At 48.2% G+C, this 25,730-nt stretch carries 23 protein-coding genes; 12 read left to right on the plus strand and 11 right to left on the minus strand.

Annotation, left to right across the window (positions count from 1 at the left end):
• Positions 1-13 precede the first annotated feature (13 nt).
• Positions 14-964, plus strand: a complete 951-nt coding sequence (locus tag H6F68_RS19205) for an RsmB/NOP family class I SAM-dependent RNA methyltransferase (RefSeq protein WP_190561423.1) — start codon at positions 14-16, stop codon at positions 962-964.
• A 64-nt stretch (positions 965-1,028) separates the two neighbouring features.
• On the opposite strand, the gene H6F68_RS19210 is transcribed toward H6F68_RS19205, so the two are convergent.
• Positions 1,029-3,770, minus strand: coding sequence for a DUF3536 domain-containing protein (locus H6F68_RS19210; protein ID WP_190561425.1), 2,742 nt, complete (start codon positions 3,768-3,770; stop codon positions 1,029-1,031).
• Between the two features lie 618 nt (positions 3,771-4,388).
• Here H6F68_RS19210 and cax point away from each other — a divergent pair.
• The gene (cax, locus tag H6F68_RS19215) at positions 4,389-5,507 is read left to right on the plus strand and encodes a calcium/proton exchanger (protein WP_190434003.1); all 1,119 of its coding nucleotides are present in this window, start codon (positions 4,389-4,391) and stop codon (positions 5,505-5,507) included.
• A gap of 413 nt (positions 5,508-5,920) precedes the next feature.
• Positions 5,921-7,075, plus strand: coding sequence for a WD40 repeat domain-containing protein (locus H6F68_RS19220; RefSeq protein ID WP_190561427.1), 1,155 nt, complete (start codon positions 5,921-5,923; stop codon positions 7,073-7,075).
• A 94-nt stretch (positions 7,076-7,169) separates the two neighbouring features.
• On the opposite strand, the gene H6F68_RS19225 is transcribed toward H6F68_RS19220, so the two are convergent.
• The 5 genes from H6F68_RS19225 to H6F68_RS19245 all read right to left on the minus strand — a co-directional run bounded on the left by H6F68_RS19225 (position 7,170) and on the right by H6F68_RS19245 (position 14,392).
• On the minus strand, positions 7,170-9,593 hold the full coding sequence (locus tag H6F68_RS19225; RefSeq protein WP_190561429.1) for a sucrose synthase: 2,424 nt from the start codon (positions 9,591-9,593) through the stop codon (positions 7,170-7,172).
• 603 nt (positions 9,594-10,196) lie between these two features.
• Entirely contained in the window at positions 10,197-11,291 is a 1,095-nt protein-coding gene (locus tag H6F68_RS19230) for a tetratricopeptide repeat protein (protein WP_190561431.1), read from the minus strand.
• 500 nt (positions 11,292-11,791) lie between these two features.
• On the minus strand, positions 11,792-12,598 hold the full coding sequence (locus H6F68_RS19235; protein WP_190561433.1) for a tetratricopeptide repeat protein: 807 nt from the start codon (positions 12,596-12,598) through the stop codon (positions 11,792-11,794).
• 63 nt (positions 12,599-12,661) lie between these two features.
• Positions 12,662-13,483: a tetratricopeptide repeat protein gene (locus H6F68_RS19240; protein ID WP_190561435.1), complete on the minus strand. Its 822-nt coding sequence runs from the start codon at positions 13,481-13,483 to the stop codon at positions 12,662-12,664.
• 192 nt (positions 13,484-13,675) lie between these two features.
• Positions 13,676-14,392, minus strand: a complete 717-nt coding sequence (locus tag H6F68_RS19245; protein WP_206755541.1) for a methyl-accepting chemotaxis protein — start codon at positions 14,390-14,392, stop codon at positions 13,676-13,678.
• A 279-nt stretch (positions 14,393-14,671) separates the two neighbouring features.
• Here H6F68_RS19245 and H6F68_RS19250 point away from each other — a divergent pair, with 279 nt between their 5' ends.
• The 3 genes from H6F68_RS19250 to H6F68_RS19260 all read left to right on the plus strand — a co-directional run bounded on the left by H6F68_RS19250 (position 14,672) and on the right by H6F68_RS19260 (position 17,665).
• A complete protein-coding gene (locus H6F68_RS19250) occupies positions 14,672-16,096 on the plus strand; it encodes an aspartate ammonia-lyase (RefSeq protein WP_399314546.1) in 1,425 nt (474 codons plus the stop codon).
• Between the two features lie 154 nt (positions 16,097-16,250).
• Positions 16,251-16,553 carry a hypothetical protein gene (locus H6F68_RS19255; protein ID WP_190433987.1) on the plus strand — a complete coding sequence of 101 codons (303 nt, stop codon included), beginning with the start codon at positions 16,251-16,253 and terminating at the stop codon, positions 16,551-16,553.
• A gap of 140 nt (positions 16,554-16,693) precedes the next feature.
• A complete protein-coding gene (locus tag H6F68_RS19260; RefSeq protein WP_190561439.1) occupies positions 16,694-17,665 on the plus strand; it encodes a DUF362 domain-containing protein in 972 nt (323 codons plus the stop codon).
• Between the two features lie 9 nt (positions 17,666-17,674).
• Here the strand turns inward: H6F68_RS19260 and H6F68_RS19265 are convergent, their stop codons facing one another.
• Positions 17,675-18,691 carry a tetratricopeptide repeat protein gene (locus H6F68_RS19265; protein ID WP_190561441.1) on the minus strand — a complete coding sequence of 339 codons (1,017 nt, stop codon included), beginning with the start codon at positions 18,689-18,691 and terminating at the stop codon, positions 17,675-17,677.
• A gap of 412 nt (positions 18,692-19,103) precedes the next feature.
• Complete coding sequence (gene psbN, locus H6F68_RS19270; protein WP_190433980.1) at positions 19,104-19,235, minus strand: photosystem II reaction center protein PsbN; 132 nt, start codon at positions 19,233-19,235, stop codon at positions 19,104-19,106.
• 84 nt (positions 19,236-19,319) lie between these two features.
• Between psbN and psbH the strand changes: the two genes are divergently transcribed.
• The 5 genes from psbH to H6F68_RS19295 all read left to right on the plus strand — a co-directional run bounded on the left by psbH (position 19,320) and on the right by H6F68_RS19295 (position 21,461).
• Positions 19,320-19,523, plus strand: a complete 204-nt coding sequence (gene psbH / locus H6F68_RS19275; protein ID WP_190433979.1) for a photosystem II reaction center phosphoprotein PsbH — start codon at positions 19,320-19,322, stop codon at positions 19,521-19,523.
• Between the two features lie 152 nt (positions 19,524-19,675).
• Positions 19,676-19,996 (plus strand): TatA/E family twin arginine-targeting protein translocase, encoded by a 321-nt coding sequence (locus H6F68_RS19280; RefSeq protein WP_190561443.1) that lies wholly within the window; start codon positions 19,676-19,678, stop codon positions 19,994-19,996.
• 53 nt (positions 19,997-20,049) lie between these two features.
• Positions 20,050-20,688 (plus strand): aminoacyl-tRNA hydrolase, encoded by a 639-nt coding sequence (gene pth, locus H6F68_RS19285; protein ID WP_190561445.1) that lies wholly within the window; start codon positions 20,050-20,052, stop codon positions 20,686-20,688.
• Between the two features lie 110 nt (positions 20,689-20,798).
• A complete protein-coding gene (locus H6F68_RS19290; protein ID WP_190561447.1) occupies positions 20,799-21,188 on the plus strand; it encodes a hypothetical protein in 390 nt (129 codons plus the stop codon).
• Positions 21,189-21,197: 9 nt separating this feature from the next.
• A complete protein-coding gene (locus H6F68_RS19295) occupies positions 21,198-21,461 on the plus strand; it encodes a DUF3146 family protein (RefSeq protein ID WP_190433972.1) in 264 nt (87 codons plus the stop codon).
• An 8-nt stretch (positions 21,462-21,469) separates the two neighbouring features.
• On the opposite strand, the gene H6F68_RS19300 is transcribed toward H6F68_RS19295, so the two are convergent.
• The 3 genes from H6F68_RS19300 to ntcA form a co-directional block, all read right to left on the minus strand.
• A complete protein-coding gene (locus tag H6F68_RS19300) occupies positions 21,470-21,913 on the minus strand; it encodes a pre-16S rRNA-processing nuclease YqgF (protein WP_190433971.1) in 444 nt (147 codons plus the stop codon).
• An 81-nt stretch (positions 21,914-21,994) separates the two neighbouring features.
• Entirely contained in the window at positions 21,995-23,614 is a 1,620-nt protein-coding gene (locus tag H6F68_RS19305; protein WP_190561449.1) for a DUF3084 domain-containing protein, read from the minus strand.
• A 262-nt stretch (positions 23,615-23,876) separates the two neighbouring features.
• Positions 23,877-24,548, minus strand: a complete 672-nt coding sequence (ntcA, locus tag H6F68_RS19310; protein WP_190433969.1) for a global nitrogen regulator NtcA — start codon at positions 24,546-24,548, stop codon at positions 23,877-23,879.
• Between the two features lie 383 nt (positions 24,549-24,931).
• Here ntcA and fabI point away from each other — a divergent pair, with 383 nt between their 5' ends.
• Positions 24,932-25,708, plus strand: coding sequence for an enoyl-ACP reductase FabI (gene fabI, locus H6F68_RS19315; RefSeq protein ID WP_190554736.1), 777 nt, complete (start codon positions 24,932-24,934; stop codon positions 25,706-25,708).
• The last annotated feature ends 22 nt before the right edge of the window (positions 25,709-25,730 follow it).

Here is a 25,730-nt window from a genome sequence, read left to right on the forward strand (position 1 = left end):
TATATAGGGTGTTATGGAAAAGCCTTCTAATCTGTTGGTTAAATTTAGCCAGCGCTTATTCAAAGATGAAGTTTATCAAGAGGAATTTATCGATGCTTTGGTGAAGCCTAAGCCCTTTAATCCAGCAATTTTGTGGTGCCAGTCCCAGCCTGAAATATCACCATTTAAATTAGCACCACCGACGCTTTGGCAACCAAAGTTCATTGAGCGATTGGTCTTGGATGAGAAACCAGGCAAGCATCCTCTTCATGATGCTGGAAATTTCTATTGCCTAGATTTTTCTTCAATTTTTGCTGCTTCTACTTTATTGACTATCGAGCAACCTATTGATCTAGTTTTGGATATGTGTGCCTCACCGGGAGGCAAAAGTGTCTTTGCTTGGACTGCCCTACAACCTCGACTGCTGATTAGTAATGAGGTGATTGGGAAGCGTAAGGGAGCTTTAATTTCTAACCTAAAACGCTGCCATATTAGCCCTGCGATCGCCCTTAGTTTAGATTCGCAAGTGCTGGCTGAGCTAATTCCTAATACTGCTCAACTAGTCTTGGTAGATGCTCCTTGTACAGGTCAGTCTTTATTGGCAAAAGGCAGTAAAGCCCCAGGTTGCTTCCATCCAATTTTGATTAATAAAAATGCCAATCGACAAAAACGAATTCTGGCAAACTCAGCAAAGTTGGTCGCGCCTCAAGGCTATTTAGCTTATATGACTTGTGCTTATTCACCCGAGGAAAATGAGCAGGTGAGTGAGTGGTTTTTAGCTAAATTTCCTCAGTTTCAAGCTTTGGTCGTCCCCCATTTGGTTGCGGCACAGTCCCACTTAACAGACATTCCCTGCTATCGCATGTGGCCCCATTCAGGTTTAGGGGCAGGAGCCTTTACAATTCTGTTCAAGAACATGGAAGAGGGCACAAGGAGTGAGCTTCCTACCGAATTTTTAGAGCGCCCTGACTTTATTTATCTTTAGCCACTCGCTGAGGCAATCCCAAAGGACTGCCCCATAGTTTTGCCCTCAGCTTGCCAACCAGTAATTAACTAACTATGGCTGCTAACTGAACTAGCCAATCGCTGGTATCTACCAGTAGAACGGGGCCGAGTTGGAGTAGTTGCTGTAGGCCATTTAAGTTAATAGGGGTTGCAGAATCTTTGAGATGGAACTGAAGTTTATCTCCGCTCTGCCCCTGAGCCTGTCGCTGTAGTAAATCGACACAGACAGGCAAAATGTGACTTTGCAAAAATGAGAAATAAAGCTCTTGAGCCCGGTCAATTGAGAGGGCCAGTTTCAGTTGCTTCCCAGTTGTTAGCAAGCGTTGTAGTTGCTTCATCTCATCTGCGATCGCTTCTGGCCTGAAGTTGTGCAACAGGTTCCAAAGCGATCGCAAAATTAACCGCTCCAGAATTTCTTTGCCTGCGGCCAGGTTCAAGTGGCAGTGCAAATGGTTCGCTTCAGTGGCGATCGCTTCTAGCTCAGCGATGTGACTGAGGCAAGGGGGCGGTGCAGTGGTAGGATCGCTCATCTCCTGTTCCAGAGCTTGCAACGACGCGATCGCTCGGTTCGTCAAGGCAATCTCTGCGGCCACTTGCAATTCTTGCGGTACCTGCAATTTGTCTCGATGGAAGGCCATCAATACGCCGTAGTTATCTCGGTAAACCTGCGTGTAGAGCTGATCGAGACGGAGCAGAGTTTCTTGAGTCAGCAACTGCATAATCCGGTGGCGTTCTTCCTCAAACAGATTCTGTAAGTTGTAGGACTGATCCCCAAAAATGCGATTCATCGCCAAAATAGTCTGGGCAGCGCTCGCCTGTTTCAAAGCGGCAAACAAATTTTCTTTGAGCCGACTGTAGTCCCGCCGTCCCGAAAAGTTTTGAATGCAGCAGTGGAAGTCCCATCCGCCTAAATGCAGCACTGCAAAGGTGAGGTGAGTGCTTTCCCAGGTGATTTCAGAAACGAGTTGCACCTGCCCAACGGCCAAAGTCAGCGATCCCATGCGCTGCAATTGGTAGTCGAGTTGATGAGCGGTGTAGCAGTAAACTCGGTGCTCTGAGGGGTAAGTGGTGAATAGAGAACTAATGGCATAGTGGGCTGCCACCTGCTCTAGCGTAATTTGCGCGGTGGTCACCAAATGGCGGTACACCCCAGATCCATGCCGGAAATATTCAATATTGCTAGGTGCTGTGCCTAAGCGCTTGATAAATCCTTTCTCAAGCTGAACACCTGCGACATCACCTGCCAACTCTAGCGCCCGCGCCGCATAGCGGAGAATTTGCACTCCTTCCGGTCGAGACAACTCTTCAAAGAACCAGCCGCAACTGGTATACATCAGAAGAGCGTGACGCTGCATTTCTAACAGGCGCAGGGCATCCACTTGGTCGGCAGCGCTTAGCTTACGGGTGCGATGGCGGATCATGAAGCGCTCAATATTGCTGGCACTGCGATCGCGCATCACCTGAATGTATTCATCTCTGGCAAGCCAGGGGTCACGGAAAAACTTTTTGCCGCTGTCCTCATAGACTTTAATCAACTGATCCCGCAGCCAATCTAAGGCATCGCGCAAAGGTCGTCGCCATTTTTGGTGCCAAACCCCACCTTCACCACCACAGCCGCAGTCGTCTTGCCAGCGATCGACACCGTGGGCACAACTCCAAGCAGTCACAGGCTTGAGTTCTACTTCCCACGTTGGGGGATGAATGCTGAGGTAGTGAGCAAAGTTAGTAACAGTCCAACCGCGATTGGCGAATTCTTTCAAGAAGGCATAGGCCAGGGTTTTTTCTGTGCCGCCTTTGTGGTGGCCGAAGGTTTCGCCATCGGTCGCAACCGAAAGGACTTGAGCGGGCCGTTGATCCCCGCGTACGGCTTGACCAATCCGCCCCACAAAATGATTGGAGTTGTAGAGGACATCACTAAAGCCCATATCCCGTGAGATGGGACCGTCGTAAAAGAAGATGTCGATGTAATCATAATTGGGATTGCCCCCCGGCAAGAAGCAACGATAAGGACGAGTGGGATCAATCTGACCGCCTCCCACTTCATGCCATTGCGGGTGGGGTTGATGCTCACGAGGGAAGGGGCGACAACGTTCTGCTTGGGAAGGGGCCAGCACGATAAAGCGAATCCCTTCGGCAATCAAAGCCTCAACAGTCGGGTAATCTACCGCTGCTTCTGCCAGCCACATCCCTTCGGGATCACGACCAAAGTGAGAACGAAAATCTGCTTTGCCCCACCGAATTTGGGTGTATTTGTCTCGCTCATTCGCTAAGGGCATGATGATGTGGTTATAGACCTGAGCGATCGCATTACCGTGACCATTCAGGCGATCGCAACTCTTACGGTCTGCTTCCACAATCCGTTGATATACCTCCACGTCATGACGCTCTATCCAGTTCATCAACGTGGGGCCAATGTTAAAGCTCAAATACTCATAGTTATTGACGATCCCAGTTACTTCACCTTGGTCATTTAGCACTCTGGCAAAGGCATTGGGACGGTAGCATTCATGATGAATTCGCTCATTCCAGTCGTGAAACGGCCCCGCACTCGGCTGGCGCTCGATCGCATCTAGGTAAGGATTTTCTCTGGGCGGCTGGTAAAAATGACCATGAACTGTCACATAGACTCCCAATGCCGTTTGCAGGGGATCATTGCCAGGAGACACCTGAGTAGTGATGGAGCCAGAATGGGTGGCTTCACCCTTACGAGATGGTGAGAACTCAGCTAAATCTATCAGCCCAGATTCCTCATGCTCTGAGGTGAAAGCATCGGAGTGTGAAGTCATCTTAGGTCTATCCAAATAAAGAAAGGAGCGAGACAGAAATAACTTACCTAGCCACCACGGAACCACGGTGTTATGGCAGGAGTTAGCAATAGCAACAAGCCTTGTGAGATGTGATCCTGTGAGATGTGAAAGGAATAATTAATGGGCGTCAGCTTGGCTTGACCAGTGGTTTCTGGAGAAGGTAACGCACAGAGAACGACAGGTAAGCTGCGATCGCACCAAGGCTGTTCGAAGATTCAGGTAGCACTCTATCTAAGAGTAAACGACTAAACAATCTGACTAAAAGCACAATCTAAGCGTCCTGAAACTGAGCCTTGAGAATTAGGCTCTTCGGGGATCAAAGACCAGACGGCGATGCAAGGCGCGAAAGTTAGCAAAACATTGCTTGGTAACATAGCCCGATTGAACCGCAAAGGCCAGATAAATTTAACAGTCAGTTAAGGATTCGCAATAAGAATTGCGCGTAAAACACCAAAAGCAAGGTTTTGTTACTTAATTTGGTCTTGAAATAGTGGCTTTTGGGAAGATAATGAGCCGAAATTAGCACCCGGTGCGGTGTTGGGTATTCTAGAGTCGGGATTCGTTCACCTAACTGCAAATCTATAGCGTTCAACCTTAATGACAATTAAAGACATAGTTTTTACTGGATTACTGATCTTTGTGCCCATTTCGATCGCCGCTCATTTGTTGGACTGGGGATCGCTAGTGGTTTTTATCACCGCTGGGTTAGCAATTCTACCCCTAGCCGCTTGGATGGGCACTGCGACCGAAGAAATTGCGGTTGTGGCTGGGCCTTCTTTGGGTGGGTTGCTCAATGCTACCTTTGGCAATGCCACGGAACTGATTATTGCTTTAGTCGCCTTGCGAGCAGGATTGATTGATGTCGTTAAAGCTAGCATTACGGGCTCGATCATTGGCAACTTACTCCTCGTCATGGGCCTCTCGATGCTGCTGGGCGGGTTGCGTTACAAAGAGCAGGAATTTCAACCTATTGTGGCGCGGGTAAACGCCTCTTCCATGAACCTAGCCGTGATTGCTCTGCTGCTACCCACCGCAGTGAATGTCACCTCAACCGGGATCAGCCCCATCACTATTCAAAAGCTATCGATCGCTGTAGCTTTAGTTTTAATCGTGGTTTATGGCCTGACTCTCTTGTTCTCCATGCGGACCCACACCTATCTCTATGATGTGGGACTGGCAGAACTGGCCCCCGAAGAACTTGCCGAGGCAAACTTGGCCCCGGATGGCTCTGAGCATAAAGTCAATCTACCCTTGTGGATCGGAGTTTTGTTAGGTGCCACGCTTCTAGTTGCTGTGGAATCAGAGTTGCTAGTGGACACCCTAGAAGTCGCTACAACTCGCCTCGGCTTGACTTCCCTCTTTACAGGAGTGATTTTATTACCCATTGTCGGTAATGCCGCAGAACATGCAACGGCTGTGACCGTGGCCATGAAAAACAAAATGGATCTTTCCGTATCAGTAGCGGTCGGTTCTAGCTTGCAAATTGCTCTGTTTGTGGCTCCGGTGTTGGTTTTAGCAGGATGGCTGATGGACCAGCCGATGGACCTAAACTTCAATCCTTTTGAGCTAGTTGCCGTTGCTGTTGCTGTTCTAATTGCCAACTCGATTAGTTCGGATGGTCGCTCTAACTGGCTAGAGGGGACTTTGCTCCTAGCTGCTTACTTAGTCCTAGGATTTGCTTTTTACTTTCACCCTGTAGTCGAGGGTCTGATCTAGCGAAATTACTAGACGAGCTATAGCTTCTCAATCTATTTCTGGAGGTAAAGACGTAACTTAATGTCTTTGCCTCCTAATTTTTAAGAGCAATGTCTCACAAAGTCATGAGTTTGACACTGAGTTGCTTAGTACTTTATTAAGTCAGTAGTAAAAAATTTAGGTAGCAGATTTTACTAATTTATTGGGAAACATACATATAGTTTGCCAGGTGTGTTTCTGATAAGAACCTAGCTAAACCTTTAGAAAAGCTCTGAAGCGTGTAAATCTTAGCTGAGCGCTCAAATGCGATCGCTGAGTAAAACCGGATACTCATTGTCCAGGCACCCAATCTACTTCTGACTAGTGAGTGGCTCAGGGCATTTCTTTGAAAGTCTGTCTTCCTCACCCTTGATTCATTGGAGTAACGAGCCTGAATGACTGGTAAGCAAATTTCTCAGAAGAGTGGTCTAGTAGGTTTAAAGGCTTGGACTGCTTCAGAACTAAAGTCAGGAATGACTCAAGCCGTTCTGGATGCCCTAAAAGGCAACGGCTCAGTGGTTGGGAACCAAGTAGGTTCAGCTTGGCGGCAGGCTCAGCTCCAGTCTACCTTCTCGGTCTATCCAGCCTTGGTGTCATCTGTTGCTTTTAGTGCAGATGGGCAGGCCTTAATTTGTGGTCATTCTGCTTGGGATGGGCAACCTGGTCACACCATTAAAGTGTGGCACCGACAAACCCAAAAACTTCTTAGTAGCTTTCCGAGTCATATTGGTTCTGTCAGTTCCATCGCTGTCAGCTCTATAGCTGTAAACGCCAAGCTAGCCAGTATTGGCACCACTCCAGATGGCCAGCGAGGAACGGCCCAAGAAGTCTATCCCTGCTTAGTAAGTAGCAGTGCTGAAGAGGACGCCATTAAAGTTTGGGATCTACGAACCAGGACTCTATTACATACCCTCAAGGACCATACGGCTGGAGTTAAGACTGTCGCGATCGCTCCTGATGACCAAATAGCAGCTAGCGGCAGCTATGACAATAGCGTTAAACTCTGGGATCTCTCTACAGGCATGTTGCAGCAAACTTTCTTGGGGCATACGGATACAGTCAGTGGCGTCGCGTTCGATCCCCAAGGCCAAGTTTTGGCGAGTTGTAGCTATGACCAAACTATCAAGCTTTGGGATCTTAAGACAGGAAAACTCTCAAGTACGTTAGTCGGTCATTCCCATCGAGTTACTTCTCTTGCCTTCAGCCCGGACGGTTCTATCTTGGCCAGTGCTAGTGAGGATAAAACAATCAGGCTGTGGAACTGGGCCAGTGGTGAACTGCAAATAATTCTGAATGGACACGCAGGTGATGTTCTATCTGTTGCCTTTAGCCCTGATGGACAAACCGTAGCTAGTGGTAGTGCCGATGAAACGGTGAAGCTTTGGTGTCCTCTAACTGGCAGATTACTTCGAACCTTCGGTAAGTCTTGGAGCCGTCTACTGCCTGGTCATGCGAAATGGGTGAGTACAGTTAGCTTTAGCCCGGATGGTTGTTCTGTAGCCAGCGGTTGTACCGACGGCAACATCAAAATCTGGAGCTGTACTAAATAAGTGGTAAAACAAAGCGATCGCCCCCCCTATTTACGTTGAAGTTACGTTGGAGGCAATCGCTTACCGTTAAAAACCTTGAGTTCAGTTAAACCGCTTAACGATGCATGTGCTGTTCTAACAATTGCTTAGCTCTGGGTTTAAAGAGTAGGTAGAACAAAGACTCCAAGTAGCGGAGCATATCTTCTCGGTCTTCCTGAGAAGTGTAATTCCAGAAGCCATAAATCTTAGCCAGCGACAACAAGCGCGTGGTATGGATTCTCCAAGTGTAAGTACTGTAAACCCGCTCTACGCCTCGGCTAGAGATTTCTTGCCAATAGTCAGGATTTTGCTCGCACTTAGAAACAAACTCCAGAATCTTCTCAGCCATTTCGTCCAGTTTTGTCGGGTTGATGTAGAAGCCATTCACCCGATCCTGAATAATTTCTAAGGGTCCACCAAACTGAGTGGCAAACGTAGGTATACCAGAAATCATGGCTTCTAGAATCGTCAAGCCGAATGCTTCAAACAGCGCTGGTTGCACAAAAATGCCTTGGTGATCCGCGATGACGCGATAAATTTCACCGGAGTCAGTCTTGGGCAAACGCACCCCCAACCAACGAATCTTGCCGTGAAGATTGTATTCATCAATGATGCGGTAGAGCTTTTCCATTTCGCTAGCTTCTTCGCGATCTGCTGTATCCTCTACCCGCAACTTACCTGCCACCAAAATTAGATTGCAACGCTCTTGTAGTTCTGGACTGCGACCAAAACACTCGGCTAACCCAGTCAAGTTTTTAATGCGATCGAGTCTCGCCATGGAAAACAAGGGCTGTTTGCTCGGATCATCAAGCTTTCCATAGACCTGCTCTGGGTCATCCAGCGTGAAAAGCAAATCCTCTAAGCGATCGCGATCGTCAGGTAAGCGATCTTCGCTGCGGGTATAGGGGAAGTAAACCGCTTCATTTACTCCTGGCGGGACCACATTAAACTTAGGGCTGAACAGCTCCACACCATTCACCACATGGTAAAGCTCTGGCATGGTAAAGCACTTGTAAGACTCATACTGACCAATGCTGTCAGGTGTCCCTACAATTTCCTGGTAAGTGCTGCTGATAATGAAATTCGCAGCGTTCATGGCAATCAAGTCTGCCGTGAACTGGAGCGAGAAGTGGTATTGCTCCTCGGAATCTTGCCAGTAGAGGTTGCTGAACAAGTACTTTGACTTTTCCAAAGCGTGAGCAACATTACATTGCGTGACTTTCAGACGACGGGCTAACAAAAAGGCCACTAAATTGCCGTCTGAATAGTTACCTACAATCAAGTCAGGTCGGCCTTCAAACTCTGCTAGAAGCTCTCTCTCAGAATCGATCGCGTAGGTTTCCAAATAAGGCCAGATTTCAAAGCGGGAAATCCAGCTTTGAGTCAGATTTGGATTGAAATCCCGGAAAGGAACTCGCAAAATCCAAGCATTATCCGTACCGTGGACTTTTTCTAAACGCTGATTACAACGAGTGCCATCACTATTGGGGATTAACCGACTGAGAATAATGACCTTAGGTTTTACCTTTGTCACATCCAATCCAGCCAGACACAAATCCTCTTGGAGTTGCTTCTCTAAACTTTTGGCTTGGTCGAGCACGTAGACAACTTGACCGCCTGTGTCTGGTCGTCCCAATACGCCTTCTTGACCAAACCAACCGTGAGGAGACACTAAAACCACCCGGAACACCATTGGAATCCGAGAGATGAAAGCTTCCAAAGTTTGGTGGTCTGGGGAATCAACTAGTTCGTCTAAAAGCTCTAAGGTCTCCTTAACCCGACCCGCTGTGTTCCCCCAACCGGGTTCAAAACCCATTGATTGAAAATCAAAGCGAAAGGTTTCGTACGCAGCCGTATCTGGACGCCCACTGACAAATTGCAGCGCTTTCTTGACTTGCGAAGAAAGCTCACCCTGACTTTTGATGCGTTCGTTAATTAAGAGCTGGGTTCCGTTGTGACGGTGGAGACTCAAAAACTTAAATAGCGCTTCTAACCACTCCTGTGGGTCTTGAAACAACTTACTGGATAGAAAGCGGTTGAGAAACTGAACGCCTTTACCAATATTTTTGGGGTCGCGAATGCTTGGCGAATAATCGTAAAAAGGTTGGAAATCTAGCTCTAAGACATCCCCTTCGTTGGGATGGAATCGATTAACCAAGAGGTCACGAATATCCAACAACTCTTGTACCGTCATCACATCAACGGTGAGGTCATCCTCAGAGAGGCGAAAAACTTCTTGGCTGGCAATTTTGGGACGAACAATGAAACAGAAGCTGCCCTCATCCAAAATAATTTCTTGCGTGTAAGCAATCAGCTTACCGAGATGAGAAGCATGGTAAAACTGTTCAGGTTTTTCATGATGGCTACAATAAGCCGAAAATGCATTCAAAATCTCATTGCGTAATAGGTAGCGCTGCTCTTGCTGGCGTAGGTCTCTAAGAAATTGGCGCAGATCCGTCTTCTCATTGTTGTCTAGAACGGCCTGAATCAGTTCTGACATGTCAACTCCCTTTACTCACTTGTATCAGTGTCAATAAATATGTATTGATGTTTTGCTGAAGTAATTTTTAGCTAGATGTTGTCTGAGAAAGCTTGAGGGTCTTCAGCTTCGCATTAGCGGCAGCACATCCCTTGATCAGCAAAACAGATAGCCGATGTTACGACTCAACCAAGTCCTAATTAGGTTTAGTTCTCAACCCTGGCAGTAGAACACTACAAGAAGCGTCTTGCAGGAGTCACCCAGACTCGAGTCTGAGATTAGTGTTTTTTGGGGTGGCTTACCTTTGCTATGAGAGATGAACCCTGCGCCTAGACCAAAAATAAGGCGGCACGCCTTGCTTTGTAACTCTAGAGCGAATAAACTACCCTCCCTCTAAAGTTCGAATTCAAAACGATTGAGGGCTAGGCGCGCCGTCGCTTGAAGTATTACAGCGACCCTGAAGTGAAAGGTGACCTACCAGGATGCAGAGCGGTGAATTGAGCAAGTTCAGGCTCTGGTTGCGTAAGTCCAACATCTCACAGATTGCTGGTTTGATCCGTAAAGCTACTAATAAAAGAGTGGACTTCTGATAAAGAAAACACGAAGAACAGCCGCCTGCAAGTATTAATCCGGACTAGAATCCAGCGGTGGTTGGGGTGAAGTAAAGTACAAAGCTCGGACTTGAGGTCCGAATACCACAACATCGTCATGAGCTAAATCCCACGCTCGATGCTTACGACCGTTAATCATTAGACCATTTGTGCTGCGCTTACCCCCTAAAGCACCATCTACAATCTGGTAAATATAGGTACCGTCATCTCGAAGAATCTTGAGCAAAGTTGCATGTTGCCGAGACACAAACTGCGAGTGTAGGCAAATATCACTTTTGGGGTCGCGACCGATGGAGTAGGAAGATTTCTCAAGAGTGATTTCTCTCGTTCCCTGCTCATCTTCTAGGACAAAAATTGGTTGCTGCTGGGTATGGTTAGTGCCTGGATGAGCAATAAAAACGGATGTTTCATTTGCTTCGATCGCAGCTTCATCTAAGGGGTTTAACTCTGAATAGCCCCGCCCATACCAAACAGGATTGGTAGTTGGTTGCTTGTAAGCTAGACCCGATCGCTCCAGAGCACAGCTACGACCATAACTAGCCGCTTGGTCGTTAGGTTCAATTTCTAGCGCTCGATCATAGCTGGCAATCGCCTCACTATATCTAGTAAGTTCAATCAAAGCATTGCCTCGATTGCGCCAAGCTAAGTAATAATCTGGTTTGAGCTGTAACGCTCGGTCATAGCTGGCGATCGCCTCGGCATATTGGTTGAACCCATATAAGAGAGCATTGCCGCGATTTTGCCAAGCTTGGTAATGTTCTGAATTAGCTTGTAACGCTCTGTCATAGCTGGCGATCGCGTCGGCATACTGCCCCAAACCATATTGCTGAGCATCGCCGCGATTTTGCCAAATTACGCAAGCTATATCTTTGGGGGGTTCCAGTTGTAGTGCTCTGTCGTAGCTGGCGATCGCATCGTTGTAAGTACCTAAGTTTTCTAATGCCAAACCACGTTCATACCAGACATCAAAGCAATCTGGTCTGACTCTAAGAACGCAGTCATAACTCACAACCGCTTGCTCGTACTCTTTTTGGGTTGCAGAGAGAAGACCCTGCTGAAACCAGAGTAGAGGTTCGCCACTGAGGGGAAGTTGACCTGTGTCAAGCATGGCTTGAATTATTCAGTAAATCTGAGCTGAATGCTAATAGGGCAGTAAGGCTCAGATGGGACAAATTTCTATCAAAGGAAGTTAATCCTGACAGAAGCAAAACTTGCTAGGGCTTTTACGTCTTTACCAGTATAAGTAAACCTGGAGACTACTGTCTCTGCCTTAGGTCACTGCTTTGACTGTCACAAATACATTAATTTATATAGCGATCGCGATTCCACATGGGGTGTGCCTCTCACAGCCCACCAATTTTATAAATCATTTTAAGACTGCTATAGTCGCTGAGTGACTGCTTTAACAGGAAAACTTAGCAAGAGTTGAGTTTTGGATCTAAAAAAGTACTTAAAGCTAACCAATAAAACACTTCTTTAAACTAAGCAACCTGAAAGTTGAATAATCTGGCCGATAACTAGAGTTGACCAGCAAAGAATTCTGACTCATTGCTGAGCCTAGCCTGCTCAAGTAACTGATCAGCAGCTCGTGCTACAAACTCGCGAGTCTCAAAATAGCGCTTGATACTCCGCGTATTGCTGCATCTCGTTAAAAATGGGCTCTGTTTTAGCCATCAGTCGATGCAGGTTGGGGCTAAGGTCAAAAGCTCGATACAGATTGTTGATAGTTAACTCTACATCCCCTAACAAAGCGTAGCAACAGGCTTTGCCATACCAGGCATTTGGATTGGAGGATTCACTGTTTAGAGAGTGCTCGAAGCTAGCTAGAGCCTCTTGGCAGCGTTCTAGCTTGATTAGCACAATGCCCCGGTAGTTCCAAGCATAGTGACAACGGGGTTTGATCGTCACGGCATTTTCAAGGCTGGTGAGTGCATCCGAGTAGCGCCCTAGATATGCCAACGCTACACCGCGCTTGTACCAGGCCTGGTACTTGTCAGGCTTAAATTCTAAAACTTTGTCAAAAGCCGCGATCGCTTCTTTATATTGGCAAAGATGACTGAGAGCATTGCCTTTGTTGTACCAAGCTCGGTAGTCATCGCGACTCCATTTAAGAATGCGATCGAAGCAAACCACCGCTTCTTCGTAACGGTTCAGTCTACCTAGGGAAATGCCTTTACCATGCCAGGCTGGAGCAAATTTAGGGGCTAAGGAAATAGCTCGCTCAAAACTTACAAGTGCTTCTTCGTAGCGCTCTAAATGTTCTAAAGCATAGCCGCGATCGCACCAAGCCTGATAATTGTCTGGTTTTAGCTCCAACACGCGATCGTATCGATCGATCGCGCCTTCATAGCGTCCGAGTTCACTCAAAACATGCCCTTGACTATACCAAGTCTGAGACCCTTGACTCTGGTCCATATCACCGAGATTGGAATTAAAACATTACTGAGTCAATTCCTGTATAACATTATCCCTTCCGGATTAATTATTTCTTCCTAACACTAAAATTTGGAAGTCTAGACTTTGGCGAATTGGTTTAAAACAAGCGTCTATCTTAGCCATTGTTCGGTATACATTCGGGCTTTGCTCAATTGCCTTCTGTAAACATTTAAACGCTTGATTGAGATTTTCCTGGGCAATGTAACAGCGGGCCATGCTGTACCAAGCTCCTGGATTATGCGACTTCGCCGCAAGTGATTGGTCAAAGCTATCAATCGCTTCGCTGTAACGTTTTAATTTCGCTAAGGCAATCCCCCGGTAATTCCAAGCATAGTAGCAATTCGCTTTAATCATGAGAGCCCGGTCGAAATTGCTAATCGCATCTTCATAAAAAGTCAGCTCGGCTAAAGCGGTTCCTCGGTGATACCAAGCTCTGTAGTAATCAGGCTTGAGATTTAGCGTGCGATCAAAGCTGAGGATGGCTTCGGCATGCCGGCGCAGGCGCACTAAAGCATTGCCGTGGTTATACCAGGCTTTCGGATCTTCTGGTTCTAGCTCTAAAGCTTTAGTAAAGCTCTCGATCGCGCCCTCATATTGATGACTTTGAGCTTGAGCAATGCCCTTGCCATGCCAAGCCAGGACAAAATCTGGTTGCAGAGCAATGGCTTGGCTAAAACTGGCGATCGCATCTACATAACGCCGCAAGTGGGACAAAGCATACCCGCGATAACTCCAAGCCTCAAAATCATCCGGTTGCTTCTCTAGCACTCGGTCATATCTAGTGATGGCCCCTTCATAGCGGCCTAACCCATAGAGGGTGTTTCCGTGGTTATACCAGGCACGAGAGTCTTGATCTGGACTCATATTGCACCGCAGCATGAGGTAGAGCCTGCCTTAATCATAAGAATATTTGCTGGTGACCGAAAGCTAGACTTCAAATTTAGCCTAGGTTATATCAGTTTAGTGATGGGGCTTATAAGCTTAAGCTACCCAACTTATATGAGTATCCAACAGAACTTATACCTTGCTTAGAGCTTTCAGGCTCGCTGCGTGTATTTACAGGTTCTGCCAACAATTCATCGGGCTAGAGAATGGAGGAAGGGACCCCGAAGCGATCTGAGCTGTTTCAGGGTGAGGTTTTGGGGCTAAGGTGATCGCTTGGAGCAATTGAGCAACTGCTTGAGCAGTTTGGGCATGAGAGAGCGTTGCTTTAGCGATCGTTTGCATTAATTGGTCAACCTGGTGAGATGCCTCCAAAATCTGTTCTATGCTGCTGCGCTGGGCATCCTCTATCTGGACACCCTTCATTAAGTTCATTGACTCTATGTCTAGCTCTATTGATGCAGGATGCAGTTCCAGAACTCCAGCTTGAGGCGGTGCTGTCTCCAAAGGAGGGTTGATGCTCAATGAGGAGGTTTGTAGGGCAATTTGGTGAATCAACGAAACGACTTGCGAGATTTTTTGAGAAGACTCATCGAGCTGCTGCACTTTCTTAGCTGTATGAGCCACCGTTTCGCGTAGTTTGAGGAGACGCTTGACAGTTTTATCTATGGCTGTTCCTTGCAGCCCAGTCGACGTTGAAATTTCGTTAGCTTGCTGAGCGTTGACGGCTACTGCTTGAACAGATTGTGTGATTCGTTCTACAGCATTGAGGGTTTGAGCAAGCTCTGCGGTCTGTCTCGCTGCAACTTGAGTGAGCTGAAGGGTAACAGATTTATGCTCGCCTGCGGCAGGATTAATTTGCTCTGCTGTTCTTACCATTTGAATAATCATGCTCCGCAGTTCTTTGCCAAACCTATCTAGTCTTATCAAATCGGCTCTGTCTGTAGCCTTCTAGAGATTGCAGGTAGGTGCTTTGGCACCAGGCCCATAATTCAAGATCGGGCCTAAAGCTCGCACCTGATTGAGCCTGAAATTTTAGATACAGCTTGGGTACTTCTATAGTGCAGGCGGAGACAGATAAACTAATCAGACAAATGTCTCAACTGTCTCAGGCATTTTGCGGATTTTAAGCTTTGGCCGCTGCTTACACCAGGATTGAATGGGGAAGTCATGATGAATGCACTAGGGAATACGTCCTTTCGAGTTGAGCGCGACTCGATGGGAGAGCGACAGATTCCAGCAGAAACTTATTATGGAATTCAGACTCTACGAGCGATCGAGAACTTTCCCATTAGTGGTCTCAAACCCTTACCAACTTATGTTGATGCTTGCGTACTGATTAAAAAGGCAACCGCGATCGCCAATGGTGAGCTAGGTTGCATTACGCCAGAGGTCGCTCAGGCGATTGTGCAAGCAGCCGATGAAGTGCTGTCTGGGAAGTTGCGCGATCAGTTTGTGGTGGATGTGTATCAAGCAGGCGCAGGTACCTCGCACCATATGAACGTGAATGAAGTCTTGGCGAACCGAGCCTTGGAATTGTTAGGCGACGAGAAAGGCAACTACAAGCGGATCAACCCCAACGATCACGTTAACTACGGCCAATCGACGAATGATGTCATCCCCACGGCCATTCGAATTGGCGGACTGCTGGCACTAGAGCACACTCTGTATCCTGCTTTGTCTGGGGCGATCGCAGCACTCGATACTAAAGCCGAGGAGTTCCAAGATATTGTGCGATCGGGTCGCACCCACTTACAAGATGCGGTTCCGGTCCGCTTGGGCGAAAACTTTCGAGCTTGGGCGCAGATCCTCAGCGATCATTTAACTCGCTTAGAATCTGCCTCCCAAGATTTAATGGTGTTGGGCTTGGGTGGCAGTGCTGCGGGAACGGGGCTGAATACCCATCCGCAATATTGCGATCGCGTGGCTCAGATTTTGTCCCAGTTGCTCGATCAACCGCTGCGTCCTGCACCTCACTTGATGGCGGCGATGCAGAGCATGGCTCCGTTTGTGAACGTGTCGGGAGCTTTGCGGAATTTGGCTCAAGATTGCGTCAAAATTTCTCACGACTTGCGCCTGATGGACTCTGGCCCTAAGACTGGCCTTAAGGAAATTCAACTTCCCCCAGTGCAGCCTGGTTCCTCAATCATGCCTGGGAAGTACAATCCGGTGATGGCTGAGATGACCTCAATGGTTTGCTTTCAGGTAATGGGTTACGACGCAGCGATCGCGCTGGCGGCTCAAGCAGGGCAACTGGAACTCAACGTGATGATGCCGTTGATTGCCTACAACCTGATTCACAGCATGGAAATTTTGGGCAATACATTGGCAGCTTTGACAGAACGTTGCATCAACGGCATTACGGCCAATCGCGATCGCTGCGCTTACTACGCCGAAGGTAGCCTCGCCTTGGTGACCGCTTTGAATCCTCACATCGGTTATCTCAACGCCGCCGCTGTCGCCAAAGAATCTTTAGAAACAGGCAAATCCCTGCGTCAGATCGTACTGGAGCAAGGTTTGATGAACCCTGAAGAACTAGCTAAAGTTCTAGATCTAGAGCAAATGAGCGCGATGCCTAAGCCAGAGAGTGCATGATGGCGATCGCCTCTGCCAAACTAGCTTAGAGACTTGGAGCGTTGTGGTTGAAAATGCCCGCAATTTTCAAAGAAAAGGTACAGAAATTCCCATCTCTGAGCGGTTCAACTTAAGATGAATCATTTCTGAATTGCAAACATTAGTAAGAGGGCTTATGTATAGCCAGGAATCCGAGCCAACCCCGACTTACATTACCTTTCACTACTTGAACGGTCAGTCAGACTCATTCAATATTCATCACTTGACTGAGCCTGGAGTGACGCGACAAGATATTCGGCAAGAAATTCGGCGGTTTCTGAGTGAAGGGTGGTGGGTTGTCAAACTGCCAGATGAAACTCTCTTCATCAATGCCAGTCAGGTAGTAAAAATTGAGATGAAGCCACCGATCACCTCGCTAGAAGGAGAAGGAGTGCTCTCAGAAGCTCAGTGGGTGACCGCCCTAAATCGGCCTCGATAGAGATTGACTTCCCAGATGCAACAGGGCTGAATTTTAGGTAGGTTCTATGCCTTTAATCGCAACTGATAGAGGCTAGCATCCGCAGGCCCTGGCTGCTTCTCGATTCACCTTCTCTGTTTCACCCATCATTCCGCTTGACTATGACATCATTACAACCTTGTGTGAGCTTGCTGCGAGCTGACTCTTACGAACTGAGTCAACTTCGAGCCAGTTTGGAGCAATTACTAGAGCCTTTGGGCGGAATGAGCGCCTTTGTCAAACAGGGCGATCGCGTCCTGTTGAAACCGAACTTACTGACGGGTGCGCGTCCTGGCAAAGAATGTACTACTCGCGCTGAACTGGTTTATTGTGTCGCTCAAATGGTTCAAGCGGCGGGTGGTCAACCGTTTTTAGGAGATAGCCCCGCCTTTGGTAGTGCCAGAGGAGTCGCGATCGCCAATGGCTATTTGCCCTTGATTGAAGAACTGAATCTACCCATTGTGGAATTTAGTGGTAAACGGTACGAAACCGTGAGCGCAAACTTCAATCATTTGTTGCTGTCTAAGGAAGTGATGGATGCGGATGTGGTGATCAACCTGCCAAAGGTGAAATCCCACGTCCAACTGACTCTGACACTCGCAGTCAAGAATTTGTTTGGCTGTGTCCCTGGCAAGATGAAAGCTTGGTGGCACATGGAAGCAGGCAAAGATAGCCAGCGCTTTGGTGAAATGTTGGTCGAGACGGCACGAGCAATCGCCCCTGACCTCACGATCGTCGATGGCATTATTGGTCACGAAGGCAACGGCCCTAGTGGTGGTGAACCTCGCCATCTGGGTGTGATTGGGGCCTCTACCAACGTCTTCGCCCTCGATCGCGCCTTGCTCGAAATCCTCAATGTTGACCCTGCCGCAGTACCTATCACAGCGGCAGCTCAACGGTTAGGGCTAAACGTAGAGCCAGCCGATATGCAGTTTCCGCATTTGCGACCCGAAGACCTTAAAATTCTGGATTGGCAGTTGCCCAGCCGCATGATGGCGATCGATTTTGCCATGCCCCGCGTGCTCAAATCTACGTTTAGGCATTTCTACATTCGCTTCATCAAGGAGCCAATGAGTGCGTATGCTGGCCGCTAAATCTGAGCGCTAATTAATGGAATACTCCACCGCTTTCGCGTAATCTCCCAAGGCATAGCAGGCGATTTTTAAGCTGCCAAGGGCTTGACGTTCTGCCTTAGAGTCGCAGAGTTGTCTGGCGATCGCTAAGCGTTGCTCATAATATTCCACCGCTTTGGCATAGTTGCCGAGGGATTCGTGGGCAACCCCCAAACTACCTAGCGCTTGTTCTGCACCCCGATGGTCTTTGGCTGCTTGAACGAGCGCCAGCCGCTTTTGCAGATACTCGATCGCCTTAGGGTAGTTCTCTAAGGCAGAGTAGGCACTCCCAAGATTCCTTAAAACTTGTCCCTCAGCCTTCCGGTCTTGCGTGGTTTGAGCGATCGCTAAGCGCTGTTCGTAGTAGACAATGGCTTGTTTGTAGTCACCAAGCGCGTAGTAAGCATTGCCCAAGTTGCGCAACACTTGGCCCTCAATTTGTCCATCTTGGAGGTCTCGTGCGATTTGCAAGCTTTGCTGCTGGTATTCAATGGCTTTACTGCAATCTCCTAAAGCCTTGTAAGCCAAGCCTAAATTGTTGAGAGCTGCCACTTCGGCGCGACGGTCTTGAATTCCCTGAGCCACTCGTAAGCTTTGCTGAGAATATTCGATCGCTTTAGGGTGATCTTTCACGTGGCGGTAAGCATTACCGAGATGGCCTAGTGCTTGGCCTTCGGCGCGGCAGTCTTGAAGTTGACGGGCGATCGCTAACCTTTGCTGAGCATACTCAACCGTTTTGCCGTATTCGCCCAAGTCGTAATGAATATTGCTAAGGCTACCTAGGGCTTGCCCGATCCCTCTTAGATCTTTCAAATCTTGGTAGAGGGTCAAAGCTTCGTGGCAAAATTGCAAAGCTATACCAGGCTGATTGACCTGGAGCTGCTCAACTCCTTGCCTGAGTAAATTGTTTGCAACTAGCTGTTGAGGGTTATCTCCAATGGTTTGAATCCCCTCATTCCACTCGGTTGCTGTCAGAGTTCCTTGATCATCTCTCACAAGATCACCCATTAGCATCTAGCGCCTTGGTTAGTAGTAGCACTATTTATACCCGGAGCATAACTTATACTCAGAGCGTAACGCGTTGGATGAAGCCTAGAACTCAGTACCATCCTCAGGCTTGATCATTAAGTGTTTGTCAAATCGCTAGTATTTATACTGAAAACCCTAATTTTTGGCCCCTGAGATTGCGATCCTCTCTGTACTTATAACTTAGAGCGCGATCGCCAGTGGGGCAATACAGGAAGTCTGTAAGTGTCAAACGCTTGCCAATATGAAGCGCACTCAAAGCTATGAGTAAAAATTAAGTAGTCATGTAAATGAATCTTAGAAAACTTGAAAAATAAGCCTGCAAGGGCAGGCTAGTTGGTTCCAACTCGGCCTAAGTGAGAACTCAGCACCTATCTGACTCCTCCGACAAACTCTAGTCTTCGTGATCTTCAAAGGGATCGCTCAATTCCTTTGAGGGCGGACCAAAAGAGGTATAGATTGAAAGCCCTGTAATGGCAATAACAATGGCACAAACGGAAATGCTAAGAACTGTTGCGGGTTCCATAGGTTCGATCGATTATGAGGACTCTCCCTCTATAATATTACGAAGCATTAAAAAGTTCTGTCGAGATCCACATACAGGTGACCCATGGCTCAACGCACTTGGTTGGGAGATGTTCTCAAACCTTTGAATTCCGAATATGGTAAGGTCGCGCCCGGCTGGGGTACCACGCCATTGATGGGCGTTTTTATGCTGCTATTTTTTGTCTTCTTGTTGATCATCTTGCAGGTTTATAACTCCTCGCTGTTGATTGAAAACGTCGATGTGGACTGGAGAAGCTTAGGCGGCTAGGGCTATTGAATGCCTAGAGCTTAAAGTTCAGTATCTAGATGTTCCCGGCTTCGACCGGGTTTTTTGTTGGCTTTATACTAGAAAGAAGGCCAAACTGAGCAATGCTCCAGAGAGAAACTGAGCCGTCCGGGATTTGACTAGGAGGAACTTGCGTGAATATTTTTGGCATCGGCCTACCGGAGATGGCGCTGATTATGGTTTTGGCTTTGCTAATTTTTGGGCCAAAGAAGCTGCCAGAAATCGGTCGGAGTTTAGGAAAGGCGATTCGCGGTTTTCAAGACGCCTCTAAGGAGTTTGAAAATGAATTTAAGCGAGAAGCCGAACGACTAGAGCAAATTGTCACTGAGCCAATGGAGGCCAAGCTGGAACCTCCGTCTCAGCCTGTGCTCTCTCCTGCTGTTACCGAAACTACCGCTCAAGCAGAGACGGATGAGGTCGTGGTAGCAGTTTCTCCAGACGAAGTAAAGAGATAGCCTGAATTGTTAGCGTCAAGATTTACTGCCTGTAGATTAGTAATTGAAAGCCAATGACAGAGCCTGCTTCGACACCCAAACTGGTGGTGCCGCAATTAATTGTGGGGTTAGGAAATCCGGGCGCTAAGTATGAGCAAACCCGCCATAATATTGGTTTTGCTGCTATTGATGCCTTAGCTCGCACCTGGCGCATTTCGCTATCGGAAAATCGTAAGTTCCAAGGTGTAATTGGCGAAGGGCCAGGTTTGCAAGGTAATAAAATTCGCTTGCTCAAGCCGCTGACTTACATGAATCTTTCGGGACAGTCGATTCGAGCTGTGTTGGATTGGTATAAGCTGCCCCCAGAGTCAGTGCTGGTGATCTATGACGATATGGATTTGCCTGTGGGTAAAATCCGGTTGCGTCTGTCTGGATCAGCAGGTGGACAAAATGGGATGAAGTCAGCGATCGCTCACTTAGGTACCCAGAATTTTCCTCGTTTGCGAATTGGCATTGGTAGTCCCAAGGACGAAAATACAGCTACTCAAGATGCCGTGTCTCACGTCTTAGGTCGATTTGCGCCTAACGAGGCACAAGTCATCACTCAAGTTTTAGAGATGACCGTAGACGCTGTAGAACTAAGTCTCAAGCAAGGCTTTGAAAAAGCCATGAGCCTCTACAACGGTCGTTCTGTTGTAAGTACCAAAGTTTGAACAACTTCTGTATTAGGCGCTGAATCTGTGTTTTAACTGTTGGCTGAATGAACTGAACTCCGGTACATTGGCATTTACTGGATGGCCCCACTAAGTCGAACTAGCCTCAGATGGGGGTTAGTTCAATTCGTACCAAAGGCAGATCAAATCAGGTCTTTGGTTTTGCCACCATTGCAGGAGAAGCCTTTATGCTGGATAGTTCCGATCCTCTCTTCATGGCTGAGAGCGCTGCTACATCACTAGCGATTTTAGATCAAAGGCTGGTGAAACGGTGCCATATTCAGCTGCCTGACATGCCTAATCCGATGAGCGCCATTTGTTATCAAGGGTGCTTTTATAGTTATGTTCGGTTTTTTCCCTCACTGGAAACAGCTCAAAAGGCGGCTGGACGTTTGCTTACCAAAGGTAATGCGGTTGTCTTTACTCAGGTAGCGAAAGGTTTGGTATTGTGGGTGCTGGAAGCGGAGGCCCAGTTGGCTAGTAAGCCTGTAGTGAGATAAGTAGAGACTGTGAGTGCTAACCGTCTACCTGAAACCATTGCTCATGTCCGGATCACGCATCAGTCGTGGAATCAGGGCAAAATTGAGGGGGAAGTCAGAGCCAATCAATTTGAGTGGCAGTTTCAGTGGTGTTTTAAGCAAGGCAGCTTATTAGTGCAGCCTTCTCTCGGTAGAGCTTTGATCCAAGAACCCCTAGGGCGCTTTTTAGAGAAATGTGACTATCAACTAGAACCGGGTGGTGACTACTCGTTCACGATTCGCGCCCAGCTCTAAGCTTAAGTTTAAGCAGATGCGACTAGGCGTTCTAAGTAACGCTCAATCAATAGAATCGCCACAATATCATCGAGCGATCGCGGTGGGGTTCGCATCCCTTGAGGGATCAAACGATACAAGCCTTTAGGGGGGTACATCTTCCAGTAGCGATCGCGAGCTTCTAAGCTGCTGTAACGCTCGTCTACCAAGACGACCCGGAGCGGATCGGGTAAATCATCACTTAGCTTTTGTTTCCAAGTTTTCGCAGTCGTTTGATCCCCCATTACTACGATCGAGATGGGTAGCTGTTTTTGGAGCTGTTGAATCGTAGCTACCACCTCATCCGCTGCAATAACTTGGTGGTAATGTAGCGTCCGGTCTACTCCCATCGCAGCTAAACCACATTTGTGGCGACCAGGATCGAAGCCTAAGATGATCGGCTGATCAGGATTGGGGGGAGGATTTAAGACCATGAAATTCTAATCATTTGCCAGCAGAGCGGGGAAACAGTTCAACTTGTCAGCGTTACTCTGCTTTATTGTAACGACCTACCGTTACAAATCGTCAGGACTGACGAAGGGGCTGGGAGAGACATCTGACGGCTTGGAATTGGGAGCTTTTCCAGGGTAAGGGTCTGAATGTTGAAACTCAAAATTAGCGTCCTCTTGAGTCACGCTGTTGTTTGGATTGTTTGGATTAGGAGTGGCATTGTTGGGTTGAGGAGATGGACTGCTGTTGGGTTGAGGACGATTGGGTTGAGGAATGTCCCGACTAGTACTCAGCACCACTTGGCCATTCTGAATCGCTAACAACTCCACCTTCAGCGGGCCTGCTGTGTAGATCACACCCGTGGTTACAACCTTTAAATCGAGCGGCTGGCGATACTGCTTCAACTGCTCGGCAAAGCTCAAAATTGCCGTGACGCTGGGACCATTTGCAGCGATCTGTACTCCTTCCGTGAGTACCCCCGCACCTCTGGCTCGAAACTCCGTGGCGGCTAGCAGCAGTTCGATCCGCTTTTGAATGTCGGCTTCAGTTAGGATAGATGGATCAACTGAAGCGGCAGCAATGACATCACCAGACAGAAATGCCACTTGGTTGAACGTAGCGCTCGCCACCACCTGAACGCTCTTTTCTCCTAGGACATAGTTACCCGCTGAGAGAATTCTAATCACGTAATCGCGACCATCTTCAATTTGGTCAACCAGTTGTTCTACTTCCGGTCTGGTGATTTGAATAATCTGTTCGCTGACTTGACCAGCACCAGGACGGGTCAACTTGATAGCGTTACGATTTGCTTCTCGCAGTAACTGGTCTACTGCTTGCTGAGCGCCTGTGGGAGAAACGATCCGCACGACGCCTGCTGACAACACTTGTCCTCGGAAGAGAGCGACGTTGCCTTGGCGTAGGGTTTCATATTGCGCTTGATAGTACTGGTAGTACCGCTGCAAGGTTTGGACAGCTTTCTCTAGATTGGCTTGTTGAACCTCTAAATCTTTAGTTTCTTTAATCAAGTTTTGGCGCTCGTTATCCAGTCGGTCGATCTCGGAGCGGAGTCCCGTTGCTTGCTGAGAAACAGTGCTTAGTTGCGTTTGAGTTCGGTTTAGTTCTGCTTCGGTGCGGTCTTTGGCATCTTCAATCCGATCCTTTTCTGCTTCCGCGCGGCTCAGTTGGCTCTGAGTTTGGTCGAGTTGAGCTTCGGTGCGGGCTCTTTCGGCCTCGACTCGGCCTAGCTGGGTTTGGGTACGATTTAGCTGTGTTTCTGTCGTCGCTTGCTTAGCGATCGCGGCCTTAAGAAACAAATTAATCCGATCTAGCCGTTGTTGGGCCGAAACTTGCTCAGCGCGGGCTTGGGTCAGCTCTTGCTCAACTTGGTTTTTTTGAAATCTCGTCTTTGCTAAGTCTTCTCGCGCCCTAGAGAGGTTTTTCTGAATTTTGCCCAATTCAAAAACGCCAGTCCGGAGTTGATCACTCACAGCAAACAAAATGGCGAGTGTAGAAGCAGAAATGATGCCACCCGTGACAATCGTCACCAAGACCGCGGTTTTGCGGGGACGCAAGTTAAACAAGCTGAGGCGAGCCTTGCCTACGCGCGTGCCGATGCGATCGCCCACCGTTGCGATCACACCCCCCAACACCAAGATTGCCACAATTAAGATGTACCCGCTGGTCATCTACCCTCAGGAAGCCATTTGGCTCACACCCAACTCAGATACAGCCTATCTCATGCCCTGGAAGTTTTGTGTGCCATCACACCTGTAGGACGACAACAAGCAGACCCAGATAGCAAAAGTTGCTGCCTTGCCTCAGCGTCAGGAGAGCATCACGGCTCTCTTTGTTTCCTCGCAGGAGTGCCATGAAGCACCTTCCTCGGCCAGAGAGCTGTATTCAAGTCGCTGTAAGCGCTTGTTATTACTAGAGGTTAACCATAGCAGATCAACTGAACTGTTGACTGAGGGCGACGGGATTATGAACCGTAATTTTTTTCTTATGGATGGAAATCATCTTCTCCTGCCGCAGATCCCCCAGTAGGCGCGTGACTGTGACCCGTGTGGAACCAATCGCCTCTGCGATCGCCTGATGCGACAATTTCAAGTCAATCGTGATCCCGTCAGGGCCAGGAACACCAAAGTCACGACAGAGGATGAGCAAGAAGCTGACCAAGCGTGATCCCATATCCCGGTGGGCCAAGGTTTCGATCATCATCTCCGTTTGCAAGATGCGCGAAGACAACCCTTGCAACATCAGCATCGACAGCTCTGGGTTATCCTTGAGGGCTTTTTCCACTTGCTCAATGGGCACCGACAGCAATTCCGCCGGAGTAAAAGCAACTGCGTGATAAAAGCGATCGGAACGATTGCCCGTAATCAGCGAGAGAACCCCAAAGACACTATTTTCTCGCAGCAAGGCTACGGTGATTTCTTCGCCCGCTTCATAAACGCGAGACAGTTTGACCGCACCTCGGACCAAAAAGTAGACACGCTCCGCTGGATCACCGGGGAAGAAAATCGTCTTGCCTCGATCAAACGTTTCGATCACGGGAGGAAATGCTCCGCCTCCCAGTTGACGAAACACAGATGCTAACGGCCTATCCTGCGTCATTACCATATCCTTTTACCTTTTCGATGCCCTTCTCCAACCTTCATGGGCCGCTCGTCTGGAGATGAACCTTACGAAGGTGAGCCAACTGTAAGCAATTGATGACTTTAGAACACTTAAACTTACTCCAGAGTCATTTTTTGTTCTATTTGATACACAATCTGCCAGCGATCGCCAATGGCTGAAGAATTTAACTGCTGTTTCGAGGACCACAAACGAACGGAGCTTGGCTGTCAGCGGCCTATTTAGACCCTATCTTACTCCCCCTAAAGACAGATATCTTGTGATAGGACTCAAGGCAGCGTATCACCCTACAAGCGACAGTCGATGTCAATATCTTTAAGCCCCCATCTTTGAGTATTCTCGTAATTGCCCTTAACGAAGAGATTGCCATGCTGGATCTGACCGGAAAAAATGCCTTAGTCACAGGCATTGCTAACAATCGCTCGATTGCTTGGGGAATTGCCCAACAACTCCATAAAGCGGGTGCCAACCTAGGGATTACCTATCTGCCCGATGAGCGGGGCAAGATGGAAAAAAAAGTAGCAGAACTGGTTGAACCGCTACAACCCAGCTTGTTTGTGCCTTGCAATGTGCAAGATGATGCGCAGATTCAGTCCACCTTTGAGACTGTGAAGGAGAAGTGGGGCAAGCTAGATATCTTGGTTCACTGTCTGGCCTTTGCCAACAAAGATGACTTATCTGGCCACTTTAGCAACACCTCGCGGCCAGGATTTACCACAGCCTTAGACATCAGCACTTATTCGTTGATTCAGCTCAGTGGTGCCGCTAAACCCCTGATGACAGAAGGCGGCAGCATTGTCACTTTGACTTATTTGGGCGGGGTGCGCGTGGTGCCCAACTATAACGTTATGGGCATTGCCAAAGCGGGCTTGGAAATGAGCGTTAAATACTTGGCGGCAGAACTGGGCCCCCACAATATTCGAGTCAATGGCATTTCTGCTGGCCCGATTAGAACTCTCGCCTCCTCTGCGGTTGGAGGAATTCTGGACATGATTCATCATGTGGAGGAAGTGGCCCCCCTGCGCCGCACTGTGACTCAACTAGAAGTTGGCAATACGGCAGCGTTCCTATGCAGTGATTTGTCCAGCGGTATGACAGGGCAAATCCTCTATGTCGATTCTGGCTATGAGATCATGGGGATGTAGTGGTTGCCATTCAGTGACTACA

This window comes from Trichocoleus sp. FACHB-262 (assembly GCF_014696035.1).
Classification (GTDB): domain Bacteria; phylum Cyanobacteriota; class Cyanobacteriia; order FACHB-46; family FACHB-46; genus Trichocoleus.